Annotated in this window: 9 protein-coding genes and 1 tRNA gene; 4 read left to right on the top strand and 6 right to left on the bottom strand. The window is 36.9% G+C overall.

Annotated elements, in window-relative coordinates; all coding sequences use genetic code 11:
* Positions 1 to 347: 347 nt before the first annotated feature.
* From V7K25_RS00735 to V7K25_RS00725, 3 genes are all read left to right on the top strand, one after another.
* Positions 348 to 1,307: a ribonuclease Z gene (locus tag V7K25_RS00735; RefSeq protein ID WP_335154182.1), complete on the top strand. Its 960-nt coding sequence runs from the start codon at positions 348 to 350 to the stop codon at positions 1,305 to 1,307.
* Between the two features lie 563 nt (positions 1,308 to 1,870).
* Positions 1,871 to 4,084: a GumC family protein gene (locus V7K25_RS00730; RefSeq protein ID WP_335154180.1), complete on the top strand. Its 2,214-nt coding sequence runs from the start codon at positions 1,871 to 1,873 to the stop codon at positions 4,082 to 4,084.
* Positions 4,085 to 4,980: 896 nt separating this feature from the next.
* Positions 4,981 to 6,126 carry a SpoIID/LytB domain-containing protein gene (locus tag V7K25_RS00725; RefSeq protein ID WP_335154178.1) on the top strand — a complete coding sequence of 382 codons (1,146 nt, stop codon included), beginning with the start codon at positions 4,981 to 4,983 and terminating at the stop codon, positions 6,124 to 6,126.
* A 75-nt stretch (positions 6,127 to 6,201) separates the two neighbouring features.
* On the opposite strand, the gene V7K25_RS00720 is transcribed toward V7K25_RS00725, so the two are convergent.
* Positions 6,202 to 7,500 carry a hypothetical protein gene (locus V7K25_RS00720; RefSeq protein WP_335154176.1) on the bottom strand — a complete coding sequence of 433 codons (1,299 nt, stop codon included), beginning with the start codon at positions 7,498 to 7,500 and terminating at the stop codon, positions 6,202 to 6,204.
* 218 nt (positions 7,501 to 7,718) lie between these two features.
* Between V7K25_RS00720 and V7K25_RS00715 the strand changes: the two genes are divergently transcribed.
* Positions 7,719 to 8,198: a hypothetical protein gene (locus V7K25_RS00715; protein ID WP_229551591.1), complete on the top strand. Its 480-nt coding sequence runs from the start codon at positions 7,719 to 7,721 to the stop codon at positions 8,196 to 8,198.
* An 89-nt stretch (positions 8,199 to 8,287) separates the two neighbouring features.
* Here V7K25_RS00715 and V7K25_RS00710 read toward each other — a convergent pair.
* The 5 genes from V7K25_RS00710 to V7K25_RS00690 all read right to left on the bottom strand — a co-directional run bounded on the left by V7K25_RS00710 (position 8,288) and on the right by V7K25_RS00690 (position 14,295).
* Positions 8,288 to 8,359 (bottom strand) — tRNA-Gln (locus V7K25_RS00710).
* 699 nt (positions 8,360 to 9,058) lie between these two features.
* A complete protein-coding gene (locus V7K25_RS00705; RefSeq protein ID WP_335154173.1) occupies positions 9,059 to 9,937 on the bottom strand; it encodes an FAD-binding protein in 879 nt (292 codons plus the stop codon).
* 110 nt (positions 9,938 to 10,047) lie between these two features.
* A complete protein-coding gene (locus V7K25_RS00700; protein WP_335154171.1) occupies positions 10,048 to 11,163 on the bottom strand; it encodes a polysaccharide pyruvyl transferase family protein in 1,116 nt (371 codons plus the stop codon).
* A 376-nt stretch (positions 11,164 to 11,539) separates the two neighbouring features.
* Complete coding sequence (locus tag V7K25_RS00695; protein WP_335154169.1) at positions 11,540 to 13,021, bottom strand: lipopolysaccharide biosynthesis protein; 1,482 nt, start codon at positions 13,019 to 13,021, stop codon at positions 11,540 to 11,542.
* 476 nt (positions 13,022 to 13,497) lie between these two features.
* Positions 13,498 to 14,295 (bottom strand): WecB/TagA/CpsF family glycosyltransferase, encoded by a 798-nt coding sequence (locus V7K25_RS00690; protein ID WP_335154167.1) that lies wholly within the window; start codon positions 14,293 to 14,295, stop codon positions 13,498 to 13,500.
* Positions 14,296 to 14,709 lie beyond the last annotated feature (414 nt).

Below are 14,709 nucleotides of genomic sequence, written 5' to 3'. Positions count from 1 at the left end.
GGTAGCCCTACGCAAAAATAGCTCGATGCCAGGTTTCTTTTTCATTACAAAAGCCTTCTCAATTAACTTTGAGACGGCTTTTGTTTTTACTGGAAATCATTAGGATAGAATTTCTATCCGTAAAGAAAGGAATTTAAACAATAATGGGATTGTGGAGAATTATTTAGCAAAAATGCCTTCACAGTTCGATAAATTAAGCTTTTTAGGGATTTTTGCGTAAGCCCTATAATCTTTATTGGATGTTAGCTTTAAAAAAGCGACTTCCTCTCAAAAGTATTTTGTTTATTAAGCGTGTCACTATAGACTATAGAGCAGCACATTGAGCAATAGGAAGATTAAAGAACGCTGTGCAGATAACATTTTTAGGCACGAGTTCCGGTGTACCCACGCGATCGCGCAATGTTTCGAGTGTCGCCCTGAGATTACCCCAAAGGGCAGAACTGTGGTTATTCGACTGTGGCGAAGGCACCCAACATCAAATTATCCGAAGTGAACTTAAAATTAGCCAACTCTCGCGAATTTTTATCACTCATATGCACGGCGACCACATCTTTGGTTTAATGGGGCTTCTTGCAACTTGCGGCTTGGCTGGGAATGTAGAACGAATTGATATATATGGCCCACCTGGATTAAATGATTATATTCAAGCCGCCTCCCGTTACTCCTACACACACTTTTCCTATCCCATTAAAGTCCATGCTATCCGTCCAGGGATAATTTATGAAGACAATGACTTCACCGTAAGCTGCGGTAATTTGCATCATCGCATTACAGCTTTCGGCTACCGCGTAGCCGAAAAAGACCGATCAGGACGCTTTGATGTAGAAAAAGCCAAGACGTTGCAAATTCCTCCTGGTCGGATTTATGGTCAACTTAAACGCGGTGAAACAGTGACGCTTGCGGATGGACGGGTGATTGATGGCACTCAATTATGCGGCCCTACAGAAATTGGTCGAAAAATTGCCTATTGTACAGACACAATTTATTGTGATGGGGCAGTGGAATTAGCAAAAGATGCAGATGTATTAATTCATGAAGCAACCTTTGCTCATCAAGATGCAGACATGGCTTTTCAGAGGTTACATTCCACAACTACAATGGCAGCGCAAACAGCTTTAGCAGCTGGGGCACATCGACTGATTATGAGTCATTTCAGTCCCCGCTATGCTCCTGGCAATACCTTGGAATTAAAGGATCTTCTTCAGGAAGCTCGTGCTATTTTTCCCCGTACTGACATGGCTTATGATTTCATGATTCATGAAGTCCCCAGGCGGCGGGAAGTAGAGTTAACCAAGGTAGGCGTTTAAATTTTGGATTTTAGATTTTAGATTGAACCCTTTTAATCTAAAATTAACCAGGCTCTATCTTGAAGTTTAGTAATCTAACTTATGACGTCCAGCAAATAGATAGCAGTTTAGGTTTGAGGAAGATGTTAATTAGTTACCCAGTAATTTACGGTTCAGTAAGTGCATTAATAATCTAAAAATACTATAGGTTAGATGTTTTTATCAATGTTTTCCTTATATTATAAATTATTCAAATAACTTTAATAGTATGTATATTAATACCGTAAATTAGATAATTTTATACTTAAATACTTAGGAAAAATAATTAATTTTTCGTCAAAAATTTTTCTCCTTAAATAAAATATTTATTAAAAATTTATTCTTCTAGCACTGATTAAGAATTTATATGCATGAATTGATGAACATGAAAGCACCAGTTGGCATAATATTGTGCCAAGTGAGCTTGTCATTGTTGGAAGAATAGTTAAGCATGCTATTGCGGCCATAGGTGTAAAAAAACATTTAACATTTCTTATAAATCTTCCAAATAAATTATAGTGTTTCGATATTATAGGAGTTTGATAGTGGCTAAGACTAGTCTGAATCAAGAACAACAGATTACTACTTCAGCACAAGGCGCAGTTGACATCGGACAACTATCTACTATTTTACTTCGCCGACGTTTGCTGATCTTGGGGGTTTCCTGTGTAGTTATGTCAGCTGCTGGCCTCCTAGCTTTTATTCCCAAACCTACTTACCAGAGCAATATGCAGATATTGGTGAATTCCAATTTATCTGAAGGCACACAGTTAAATAATATCCTACCAAGAGAAGACACCAACGTTACCAATCGTAATTCTCAAGTTGTTGATTCCACGACTCAGATGAAACTCATGCTGAGTTCTAAGTTGATTCAGAAAGCCGTAAATTTACTTCATTCTGATTATCCTGATATTACCTTAGAGTATATTAATGGTCAAACAGAACAGAACAAAAAAGCACCTCTAGAAGTGACTCCAGAAGAGGGAGGTATAGGAGCTAATAAAGTTTTTAGTCAAGTATTTAAAATTTCTTTCAATGATGACGATCCACTCAAAACACAAAGGGTACTTAAAGCTCTACAAAAAGTCTATCAAAACTACAATAAAGCACAACAAAAAGAACGTCTAAATCAAGGACTGGCTTTTGTAAATGCTCGCCTACCTGAAATAAAAAAAGAGGTAAGTAAAGCTGAGAAAAATTTGGAACAGTTTCGCAAAAAACATAAATTACTCGATCCTGAAGTCCAAAGTAAAATCCTGCTAGAATCTCTAGCTGATATTCAAAAACAACTACAAAGTACTCGTGCCCACCTTCAAGATGTAAACGCCCGTTACGATAATCTAGAGCAACAAATAGCCTCTTCGTCTCAGCAAAATGCACTATTTTCTTCTCGTTTAAATCAGTCAAGTCGTTACCAAACACTATTGAGTGAAATTCAAAAAACTGAACTAGCTTTGGCTAAAGAGCGGCTGCGCTATACAGACGATTACCCATCGGTACAGAAACTAAAGCAGCAACGCCAAAGTCAAGTGTTGCTATTACGAGAAGAAGTGAAAGCTATTACTACTAGCAGTAAGGGTGAACTACTCTTAAAAGAGCAAATGGTAGGGGTTGAGCCAAAGCTATTAGACGAGTTAATTTTGGTACAAACAACTGTATTAGGACTAACTGCTAATGAAAAGAATCTAGCCGAGTCAGAACAGCGACTTCGCTCTGAGTTAAACAAATACCCAAGCTTAATGGCAGAGTATAATCGTCTATTGCCAAAGGTAGAAATGAGTCGTAAAACCCTTGAACAATTACTCCAAACACAACAGTCTTTGGGGTTAAAAATTGCTCAGGAAGGATATAACTGGCAAGTTTTGGCAGAACCTGATCTGGGTACTTATATGGGGAGTAACAGATTATTATTATTGGTTGGAGGGGCGGTAATTGGACCGATTCTAGGTATTTTAGCAGCCTTGATTTTGGAAAAGTTTAATGACGCTATTTATTGTGTTGGAGATATAAAAAAACTGACGAATCTACGTGTATTGGGGTCAGTACCAAAACTACCGTTATGTAATGTCAAAAAGCGGCGGCTGATCCTGCCTTGGAATGGGCGACGAAGCTCAGATTACTCTATAGTAGAAGCCAGTACTAGATTACCTGTCCATGAAACCCTGGACATGATCTACCAAAATATTCAAATATTAAAATATCCCTTATGCTTCAAGTCGTTGATGTTGACTTCAGCACTACCAGAAGAAGGGAAGACAACTTTAGTATTAGGGCTTGTAGCTAGTGCTACCCGAATGCATCGGCGGGTATTAGTTATTGATGCTAATTTACATAATCCTAGCCTGCACAAAATCTTCGAACTATCCAATGACTGGGGATTATCTCTGTTATTAGTTGATGAGACAACAACTCATTTTCAAGATTACATCCAGCCTATTCACCCCTGCATTGATATTTTGACTGCTGGGCCTGAAGCAGAAGACACGGTGAAGTTGCTCAGTTCTCAACGGATGAAAGAACTAATTGAGTTGTTTGAGCAAAATTATGACCTAGTACTAATAGATGCTCCATCTATTTTAGGTACAGTTGATGCCAGAATTGTGGCAGCTTTGTGTAATGGGATCGTAATGGTAGAGCGCATGGGGAAAGTGACCAGAACTGAACTGATTCAAGCAACAGAAATTTTGAGTAAATTGAATTTAATTGGAATTATCGCTAATGAAGTGAGCAATTCTAAAAATCTATTGGCATCGTAGACTGAAGAAGATGCGGGGACTAATTTCCCCGCATCCTGTTTTGGACGATGACTACATCTGAATCAATTTTAGACGAGCATCAAAATAGTTTAGCAATAGCAATAGCAATACTAAACCCCAAACTAGAATTTAAACTTCCAAATATTGCAACTATATTTGATACTAAGTTCCACTTCCAAAGTGCACTATGTAGTGCGAAAAACTTATTAGCACTTAGCCTTCTTCTAACTACTTTAAATCTACCAGCTTCCTTAATGGTTCAGTACTTTTACTGAAAAAATAATTAATTAGGACTTACGCACTGTACAAATGAATCATCTTGTATATTAACGTAAATACGTTGTTTCAGGCTTTTACAAACCATCCTTTGTTAATTGCGATCGCAAAAAGATAATTGAAAAATCTAGCTAAAAGCCTTGAAAATCATATCTGTCATTTAGGCTTTTCTGTCAATGCGTAAGTCCTATTAATTATACATTTACTTTATAAATTCCTGTGTACTTTTTTGTTGAAAGGTTAGTGAACTAGAGATAAACTAGTAGTCCCCAAAGCAAATATTGACACATTGATAGGTATAAGTTTGAGAAAAAAAGGTTAAAGGTTGTCAGTTACATTACTGCTGACAACAGTTGCTCAAGGGTAAAATCACTGACTCCTTTACCGAATTTTAAGTTTTGGATTGAAGATTAAAAATTTAAATCAGGCCTGAGAGCAAGCAAATTTAGTTTTCTGGCTTAACTGAACCGTATTGGAACATAAATTACCCTATAGCTAAAGCAAAATGCATAATTAGTAGAAGGTGGCAACCTCCTGCGTTGGAGAACTGTCTCATCTTAAAGTAGTAGACGCTATAGTTCAGAGCGTCAATTAGATACTAATGTGATTAGATGATCAGCATGAAATTCCAACTTTACTTAGGCTCTTTATTTTCTCAGATAAAAGTACGTCATTGGTGGGTAAGTATCCTCTTGTGGATAGCTTTGGTTGCCCCAGCCCAAGCGTCTGTAATTCTGCGCGTGGCAATTGAGAGGGGCGTTAATCAGGTAAAAGTGGGTAGTTCCACCACTGGGATCGTCAAGGATAGTACTGGCCGGACTCTCGGACAGTTGCCAGCGATGAGTGCATATTATGCCCAAGCTATTCCTGGTGGAGTTGCTTTAGATAAGTGGCAATCTGGTTTATTTTGGATTGAGCCAACAGGTAAAGGATTCGTTTATATTGGCGATCGCTGGTATCGAGGTAGAACTCTGGTTGTTCCCACAGATAAAGGCTTAACGGCTGTTAACTGGGTTGATGATCAAGAGTATCTCTACAGCGTTCTTGGTGGCGAAATGGATACTAGCTGGCCCCAAGAAGCTTTAAAAGCCCAGGCGATCGCAGCTCGCACCTACGCCCTCTACGAACGAGAAAAACAACGAAGTAATCCTGTTTACGATTTAGGCAATACCCCCGATCACTGGCAAATTTACAAAGGCGTTATCAGTGAAGCTCCTGCAACTTACAAAGCAGTTGATGAAACAGCAGGACAGGTACTAACTTACAAAAACCAGATTATTCTCTCAGTTTTCCACGCTTGTTCTGGGGGGCATACCGAAAACGTTGAAGATGTTTGGGGAAGCAGCGAACCTTATCTACGTGCTGTTCAAGACTACGATCAAAATATCCGCGAGTGTAATTGGATAAAAACTTTCTCCCCTAGTGAGATTAGCGGTAAATTCCCTGAAGTTGGCACTGTCACGGCGCTGATTCCCGAAACATACTCACCTTTTGGCAGTGTTAAAGTCTTGAAAATTGTTGGCAACAGGGGCACAAAGGTGTTACAGGGCGAGGTAGTGCGGACAGCCCTTAAGTTAAAAAGTACCCGCTTTAACGTCACTAAGGGAGCGGATGGTAGTTTTGTACTTCAAGGGCTTGGCTTCGGTCATGCTTTGGGTATGAGTCAGTGGGGCGCGTACAATCTGGCTCGGCAAGGAGTGAACCACCTGCAAATTTTAGGGCATTATTATCAAGGTGTAGCTTTAACGCCAATTCAGGCAAAATAAGGAGAAAGTTAGGAGTTAGGAGTTAGGAGTTTAAATAAATCTTAATTATTCACTTCTCACTCTCAACTCTTCATTCTATTCCCCACTCCCCCGTTCCAAGCGTTTTTTCCATTCAGCGTCAATTTTTGCAGAACGCTCAACTTCTTGGTCGAGTAAGTCAGTTTCGCTAGAATACACTAAATCTTCGTTGCCAATGACTTTTTCTGCTGCAAATTGTTGGGCATAGTCAATTTTTTGTTGCAAAGCTGCATCAGGACTTGCCAATATCCTTGCTCTGGAAAGGCGATCGCGATTGCGATCGCCTATTTTGCGATTACGCCACCGAATCCAGAAATAACGCAATAATGGTATAGCTAAGAAACCTGCTCCATAAGCCAATAGCAGCCAATAAATTCCTTGCACAAAAGCTACCAGTCCACCTAATTGGGCAGCAACAGTCCCATCTTTCAACAAACTTCCCAGTACTAAAGCACCAACAAAATTTAGTACACCCAACCCAGTACTGAGCATAATTTGCCCGGAACTTGCAGCACTAAAACGCCAGGGAAATTCCTCCAAGTGATCTGATATTGCATAACGGCGCTTTTTAACTGCACTCACCTGCAACTCTGGGAAAAAATAAACAATTTGCCCTTCTGCACTTACCCCTGGTTGCCCATTAAATCGCGTTAGAACAGGCAGCATATAATCTTCGTACTCTCTTGTATATCCCTCGCCAATGTCATCCAAATATGGGACAATTTGTTCTGCTACCACTGCACCACGGTTATTCCTAATTACCGTAGCAATTTCTTGCCACCGACGTTCTTCTAAGTTGGCGTTAGGATTACCATCGCCAAACAAAAACGAAAACACAGCTTCAAAGAAATTCAGATTGCTTTCTTCTCGCCTTTCACGTCGCCGTTCCTGATAGTGGGTGTCATAATTTGGGCTAAGATACCAAAATAAATTTGGAAAATAGAAGAACCCCCCACCGCCGAAACTACTGCCCCGATTGTTCCCGTTACGATCTGAATTGGTAGAAGTAATGATAATGTAGATGGTAATAGTTATCAGGGCAATGGAAACAGTTAAGAAAATTCCAAAAGAAATACGAATCAGATAAAACAGAACACTCCAGACTTTTTTCCACCATTCTTGCATTCGTAACCGGAAGTATTTATTACGCAAAATTGCTCGAAAATTTTGTGGAAAAAGGTAAACGATATCGCCTGAATCCGCTACTTGCAAATGTCCCCCAGCATCAGATGCCAAGGCTAACAAGCTTTGATTAGCTTCAGCGACGTTCAATCCTGCCTGGGTTGCCACATCACCAACGGTGACACGATAGCCCAGTTTTTCCACAGCTTGCATGATGCTGGGACTAGGAGCCATTGCTCTCTCCTCCTGTTGAAACTTAATTATCTTTTCTTAAGTATAAAGTTTTATTTGAAGCGACTTGGCAGGGGCAGGGATGAAGTATGAATTATTAAATATAGAAAATACATAAATTAGGCAAACCGACAAGTCTATTTACCAATAAATAAACGGACACACACTATGTTATAATTATTTCCCTCAGCTTGGTTAACCAGCAAATTTTCTGCTCAAATATGGTTCAGTATACTCTCGCTCAAAGCCCAGAAATTATCCTTACTGTTTCTGGAAAAGATTCGGCAAAAGCCCGTGATAAAGCAATGGATCAGCTGATGGAATTGATGGATTCAGGAAAGCTACCCACGGAACTAGAAGAAGGATTTGGTCCTCAACAATTAATTGAGGTTAAAGAGTCAACTATTGATACTGCTAGCGGTGAGGATACAATTACACAAGCTGTCCAGGTTCTAAGTAACCTGGCCACACTCAAGCTGAAAGTTCAGGAATCACGAGCTGAAGCTTTGGAAATTCGCAAAGCGGTTGATGTTCTGTTCACCGACGAATCGGTGACAGAAGAGGAAATTACTCGACTCAAGGAAGGTTTTAAAGTTCTCAAAAATTTTGCCCAAGCTAATGTGCGTTACCAAGAAGCACGATCTAAAGCAGAACAGGCTCGGCAGACTCTGGATCAAGCTCTCAAATCGCCTGACAAGTAACATTTACAAACTTAGATGCATTGAGATGCGTCTTAAAAATTTAATTAAACACTTAAAAAGACAGGCTGTTATGCCTGTCTTTTGGCTTACTGGGGCGCTAGGATTCGAACCTAGGGATGGCGGGACCAAAACCCGCTGCCTTACCACTTGGCTACGCCCCAACGACTTTACTCTAGTTAATATAGCAGTTAGACCTAGGTTATTGTCAAGTACTTTTATAGTTTATTTCAGACAAATGATTTTTACAGCACAAAATTGATTGATTTAATATTCCTATAGTTCAAGTTAAGTTTACGCAAACAGGCAAAGGCAGGAAATTTAACGAGGATGATACCTGTGATGCTCTTTGCATCTAAATTTGCTCTGTTTAAGTATAAATAGCTTTGGGAAGGTAACCAGAGTATATCCTTATACTAAAAAAATCAATCGGGGAGCAGCTAAGGTTTTTGAGGAAAGAAAGAGGGTTATTGTTCAGTAATTCTTTTCTTCCCCTGCTTCTCTTCTCCCTCTGCTTCCCTACCTGCCTCAACCAAAAAATTCCTTAGCCGAACAATATTGATAGTCATCTTGGATAGAGGGATTGAGTAATTTAATTTTTTGATTTCTCTTATCTTATCCAGGGCTTGTTGCTAAAGTGCCATCAGCTGCTAATATATTCGCTTCAGGAACATATTTAGCCTTGCTTCAAAAGGTAAACCAGTGACTCCATCCTCTACAATTTCTACGATTTTACCTAATCTGGACATCAGTACAGCTAGACAACAGGCATAAGCTTCAACGATAGTTAAAGTTATAGATATAACTTACTTCCGCAAAAAACTCAAACTTTAGGCATTATGTAGTATTTTTACAGCAACTAATTAATCAATAGTAATTAGTTCAAGAGCAATTTTTTGTCGAGTTATAAAATGCAAAATTTTAGCTATTCTAATCAGCATAATTATTGAATAGCTACTTTGTGATTTAGCGAGTATCCAGTTACTAGTTTTAGCTGAAAACATAGATTTTCCTATAGATAGACCTTTAAGTTTTTCAAGTATTGCATAGTTAGCAGCTTTGAATACCGAGCCACAGTTAGGTGCTGTATTATCTTGATGCTCTCTTGCCCAAATTTGCCTTGAAGTTAGAGGATTTTCGGTGAATTCTGTTAGTTCAAATTTGAAAATTGCACTCAATATCAGTTTTGAGTGTATACCAGTAAACATAGTTTCTCGATAATCTCGTATTATTTGACTATTTTCAAGTGTTTTTATACATCCATCCTCAAAGAAGGTTACACTTTCAACAAAGTCGTATATTGTACATCCATGTTGTCTTCCTCTGCCAGCGTTCATTGCTAATGCACCACCAATAGTTGCTGGTACAGATGCAAGATAATAAAAAGAATTCATGGAGTTCTGATAACAATATTTTAATACTTCCATAACTGAAGCAGAAGAAGATACTTCAAGTCTGTTATTAGGTAAAGGATTTGTGTACTTAGGTAGTTTATTTTTCAGTATCAATGATTGGATATTTTTTTTAACAAACAACGTGTTAGAACCATTTCCAATTATATAAACCTTTACTTTGTTTTCTTTGGCCCAATTACAGTACTCCTGAAGGTCATCTACACTATTGATCTCTCCTACTCGCTCAAAGTAATGTTGTGTTCTATAGTGCGAAAGACTGTTTGATGTTAAAGACTCAATCTTTAAATTAGACATCTTAACTCTTTCTACTCCTTTTTTATTTTTCATAAATATAAATAGTTTGCTTGTCATTTTGCAAACACGGTACAGCCATAAGATACCCTATTTTTAAAATATTTATTATTCTTTATTTTTGCTTTCCTTCAACATTACTTTTACTATTGATCGCTCTCTTGTAAAATAGCTTCAATTAAATGCTTTCTTGATTCTATAATTTTTGATTCCAGTACACTAGATACTGATTTATAGTCAATATCAAAGATTTCCTTGCTGAATAGTTGAGGTTTTAACTTCTCCGAAAATATCCGGTTTGTTAAGCCAAAATCATTAAGCAAATCTCTTACTTTATTCGATTTATCACTAGGAAGAAATACTGTAAAAGGTTTCTGAAAAATAATAGAAAATACAGTGCCATGAAAAGTATTAGTTACTATATAAGATGCTTCACTATGTAACCCAATCCACTCTTTTGGACTAGCACTTTCTAAATTTATTTGTGCTAACGGTTCATCTCTACCGACTGAAACTATAGTTAGATTTTGTTCTTTTGCCAGGAATTTGATAAACTCTTCTTCCTCTGCTTGTATGTCAGCTTGAACATACAATAGAATATATTTATTTGTTATTTTTGGATAATCTTTAAGTGTGTCATACTTAATTAGAAAAGTAGGATCTAAAACTTTTATTGCTTTTTTATTGCATTCATTAGCAATAATTTCTAGACTATTATAATCACGAACTAAAATGGTTTTAAACTGATTAATCAATGTACATATTTCTTTTTGATAAGTACCTAATTTTGTTGTATTACCAAAACTTGCTGCATAACTTATCTTCCGAGTAGTTTTATTGCTAACAAAATCTAAAAAGAAAGAAGAATTATACCCTCTAAAGGAATCTATACACCATATTTGGTCACTGCCACATATTACTACATCATATTTATCATGATAGGATTTCAAGCCTTTTTTATCATAAATTCTTTTATGGCTTAACTTAACATGAGAAAGCAGAAAGCGTCTCATTTTCCAATATCTTGAAATATAAATGAAAGATTTTTCATTAATCTGAATTTTTTTACTTTTGCTAGTGCTAGATTTTACGTTTTTGATCGGAAGTAAAGCTCTAAAATACATCCATGCTATTTTAAAAGGTCGATAGTCTATTATTTCAACATCATAGCCTTGACTGTTAATAAAACTCCAAAGAGCAGAAGCCTGGAGTGTTGCTCCGTAATTGTCTACATGATGAAAAGTTAGAATTCCTATTTTCATCTTTGCTCCCTTTGATAAACTATAAATTTTGTCTTAACTAATTAGTTTTATAAGATTAGATAGATTTAATTTGGGAGCATCCACTTTCATCGGATATACTTTTTTAGATGAACTATAGGAATCCTACTTGAATCTTGCTCAGTATACTGAGAAGTCAAGCTTTGTATATCAAGCTTTTAGGCAGCTTGATTGTTTAAAAATCAAATAGGAGTCCTATATATAGTAGGGTTTTTGGAGTACCAGAATTATGTTTCTTCCAAAAATGGATGCTCCGTTTAATTTTTTCGTTAAACTATCATAACTTGAAATATATATATTATATTAAATTAATTCATAAAGATATATTGGAAATTGTTATTATTTATACAAAACAAAGTTATACTTTTGTTTTGATTTTGATATTCAAACTTTCTCCTAACTCAAGTATCCGTCTGAAAAGCTTGGGCGATATTACTGAGAGAGTAAGAATATAAATAGAGATACCAAATATCCCTGAAATAGCAAGTAACATCCATGCTTCAATAAATTTTCCTAATAAATATTTAGTACCTAATATAGTTATAACCATTGCTCCAGAAGCTACTAAAGGTACTATGTATAAACGCAGATAGTTATTTAAATTTATCTTAACAAGTTTATTAATAGCTAATAGCGAAATAGGTAATAGTAGGTAACCACGAACTACATAAGCACAAGCAACAGCTGCAATACCTAATCTTACTACCAGAGCAAAACCAATGACATTAGTAACTGTATTTATTACTTGTATCCATAGCCTCCACGAAGGTTTGCCTAGTGCCAGAATTACAGAATTGTTATAAAAGAAAATTAGATGAACAGGCCCAATAAGAGATAGTATTTGCAATACTGGAATGCTCTGAATCCACTGCTCACCAAAAAATACTTTTATAAATTCAGTTGCTAATACTGGTACACAAAGAAATATTGGGAAAGCAATGAGACTTGTGAACTGAGTAGCTGTATAGAAAGCGTTTAGCAATCGTTCTGGTTCTGCCTGTAACCTAGAAAATATTGGTAGTGCAACCTTAGTTGTAGTACTGATTAAAATCTGCATCATTACTAGCAGCAATTTATAGGCAACCGAGTAATAACCTAATGCAACTAGTCCTAGATAGTAGCCAATTAGTAAGTCATCGGCTCGACGATTGAAAAAGTTAATTATGTTAAACGCAGATATATTAATTCCAAATTTAAAAAGTTCTTTAGCATGTATAGCAGAAAATTGGAATCCTGGTCGCCAATCGCTAACTCGCCACAAGACTAAAACTTCTATGAAACTACTTGATAGTTGTTGACCTACGAGACTCCAAACGCCAAAGCCTAAAAAAGCCATCCAAACGCCAACTATTCCACCTATTATCACTGCCAATAGTGAGCGAATTGCTAAACTTTTGAAGGCAAACTGACGTTCAAGAACCGCTTGTTGCACGCTGCTCAATCCATTAAATACAAAGCTTAGAGATAAGCATTGAATGATTGGTACTAACTGTGGTTGTTTAAATAAATCAGATGTTAATCCAGCGCCAGCAATACTTAATACAGTTAAAAGTCCACTGATTCCTAAAGTTGTCCAAAATGCAGTGTCTAAATGCTCTGAATCTATCTCTTGACGTTGGATAATTGCTACAGAGAATCCTTGATCGACAAAAATTTGTACAAATTCAATAAATATATATGCTAAAGCAATTAAACCAAAAGTTTCTGGAGTAAGTAAACGAGCTAGAATAAAGAAAACAACTAAGGAGACTGCTTGGCGTCCCCAACTTTCTATAACAGTCCAAATTACACTTTTAACAGCTTTTTGCCGTAAATTTGATGAATCTTTAGGTGATTCCATTACATAGTTTACCGATGAAAGAACCTAGAGTATATAGCTTTAATATTGCTAGCTATGAGCATCTGGATTATTTCTTTTCACGCCAATCAGATACACCTTATTTTATTTAGGCTTTAGTTATAATCAAAATTTTTTACTTAGAAAATAACATAAAAACTACGTAAGGCAATGATTCTCGTGAAGAAAATATTTTTGAACTTAAGTAATTCTTCATAGAAGAGCTTACCACAATCTTGTTGTAAATTTACAGCAATTCAAGAAACTATTACCATAAAATTTACTGATAAGCCAGCCTATCCAGCCTATTGAATTTTTATATAAAACACCCTGTTACTTATACTTTCTGGTTTTAAGTGGTATCTAAGTTTGCTAATGAGTGGTTAAGACAACATAAAATTTTGATTTTTTGGTTATTGAGTTTATATGTGTCTTAATAATATTGTGTTCCACAGAATACATGTTCTTTTTACTTTTTCTTAATCCCCAGTCTCGTGAAGGAAGACTGCTGCAATACGACTTGATGATAATAGTTGCTTCGTAGCTAGCCATATAAATAGTGGAATAGTTTTGGCATAGCGGCCGCAAAGTCGGCGTGGTTCTTGAATCCATCGATACAGCCATTCAAGCCCTAAGTCTCGAACTACGCGAGGTGCCCGCTTGTGAATTCCTGCATAAACTGGGAAAACTCCACCCAGTCCAATCATTACAGCTTGTATTTTACCCTTATGTTGAGCTATCCAATTTTCTTGCTTAGGACATCCCAAAGATACTAATACGGCACTAGCACCACTAGAATTAATCTTTTGAACCAAAGCTTCGTCTTCAGTTTCAGTCAAAGGGCGAAAGGGTAGAGGTTCCATAGCCGCAATATTCATCTGTGGAAATTCCTGTTCTAACCTTTTTCGCATCCGAGAAAGAACTTCTGTTTGGGAACCCACAAAGAAAATACTAAGATTTTGTGTTTGAGTTAGGTGACACAATGCTAGGAAAATATCCATTCCTGCCACACGATCTTGATGAAGCGCCCCCATCTTTCGCATCATCCATACTAGAGGCATACCATCAGGAGTAACTATGTCTGCATTTCGTAATACGCTAGCAAACGCTGGATTCCAATGAGCTTCAATGAGCATGTGTACATTGGCTACATATACAGTTTTACTTTCACGTCTCCTTGCCCACTTCAGCATTGTTTGTACTTGATCGTCAAAGCGTAAAGCAGTAATGGGAAAATCCAGTACTTTTTTATTAGGTAGAAGCACTCTTGCCACCATCAATAACTCCTGTGTCCAAGAAAAAAATCCATAGATTACCTAGACCATTCCGAATATTCGATAATTCAGATGAAATGACTCCTGACTTTTTGTAGCCTTGTGTCATCGTTGGAAGTTAACACATGGAGATGCAATTGCTTTCTTAGTATACTTTTGACTTAACCAGTTAATATTAGAATTATTTTTCTACTGTGTCCTAGTTTACTGTTTTAAGCTAAGGATTTCAGAGGCTGCCTGACAAAATTCATACTTCCTTCATAATTAATTTTTGGTTTGTTCATGCAAGCATTACAATTGCGAGAAATTCCTATAAACATACGTAGTATTTTATACTTATTTTAACTAGATAAGGTGAAATACCAGACACTCAGCTTGCCGATTTTGATACGTAAATATGCGCTTAAGAGGTTCAAT

Origin of the sequence: Nostoc sp., assembly GCF_036919495.1 — a bacterium.
Classification (GTDB): domain Bacteria; phylum Cyanobacteriota; class Cyanobacteriia; order Cyanobacteriales; family Nostocaceae; genus Nostoc.
Note: the sequence above shows the minus strand (reverse complement) of the source record. Positions and strands in the feature narration are given on the sequence as shown.